The following is a 1,144-nucleotide window of genomic DNA, read 5'->3' on the forward strand; positions in this document are numbered from 1 at the left end:
ATCGCACTATGCCTGGTGAAGCGGGATCTTGACCAAGCATTGCATAAGACACTGCAACAGTCAGATCGAACCCCTCTGATACATCCACTGCTTTGACATTTTCCTGATAAAACGCCGACAAAGCCATGACACCGGAGTGGCTAATCTATCGATTCATCAGGTCAGGCCGGAGCTGCCGGTTGTCATTGTGTCTGTTTCCCCTATGAGCAAACTTTTAACCGTTCAGTTGCAAGGATTCATTACTGCCGGAGGCCTTGCCACACTATTCCACTGGTTTGTCATGGCGGCTCTGACCGGCGCAAGGCTTGACGCCACGCTGGCCACCGCAAGCGGAAGCCTGTCCGGTGCAGTTATGAATTATGGACTCCAGCGTCGTCTGGCATTCCGCAATGCCGGCCCTCACCGCCTGACCGCCTGGCGCTACCTGGTGTCCTGTATTTGTGCCTGGCTCTGCAATCTCGCTTTTTTCTTCCTGCTACATCAAATTCTGACCTTGCCGGTCACGCTCTCACAGCTTGTCACGACGGGTCTCGTAGCTGCTCTGAATTACATCGTCTACAAGAGGCTGGTGTTTTATGAACAAATCCCTTGATTTCCATCTCGGGCCGCCAGATGACCGCCTTATCTCCCTGGTGGTACCTGTGTATAACGAGCGAGTCATGCTGCCGCTGTTTTTTGACCGGGTACTGCCCGTGCTTGCCGCGGTCAACCTGCGTCACGAAATTGTGTTCGTGGACGATGGCAGTGAGGATGGCAGCGCGGTTTATATTCGTAATGAGATAAAGCGAACGCCTGGCCTCCGCCTGGTCAAACTGAGTCGGAATTTCGGCAAGGAGGCGGCGGTAACGGCAGGGCTGGAGCATGCCAGGGGCGACGCGGTGATCGTTCTGGATGCGGACCTGCAGGATCCGCCTGAGCAGATCCCCGCCATGATCGAATCCTGGCAGTCCGGGGCAGACGTTGTGTTGATGCAGCGTCGTTCCAGAGCTGGGGAAACCGCGTTCAAACGCTGGAGCGCGCACCTCTTTTACCGGTTGCTGAACCGGACCAGCCGGACCGATATTCCTGTGGATACCGGCGATTTCCGGTTGATGAGCCGTAAGGCCGTAGACGCGATACTGACTCTGAACGAACGTAACCGGTA

2 protein-coding genes are annotated in these 1,144 nt (G+C 55.6%); both read left to right on the top strand.

Annotated elements, in window-relative coordinates:
• Nucleotides 1-136: 136 nt before the first annotated feature.
• Nucleotides 137-592 (top strand): GtrA family protein, encoded by a 456-nt coding sequence (locus MLC59_RS20260; RefSeq protein WP_248237307.1) that lies wholly within the window; start codon nucleotides 137-139, stop codon nucleotides 590-592.
• Nucleotides 576-1,144 (top strand): glycosyltransferase family 2 protein (locus tag MLC59_RS20265; protein WP_248237308.1); only part of this gene is annotated, 569 nt, incomplete at its 3' end. The genes MLC59_RS20260 and MLC59_RS20265, both read left to right, overlap by 17 nt.

The sequence above is a fragment of the Marinobacter bryozoorum genome (assembly GCF_023156245.1).
Lineage (GTDB): Bacteria > Pseudomonadota > Gammaproteobacteria > Pseudomonadales > Oleiphilaceae > Marinobacter > Marinobacter bryozoorum.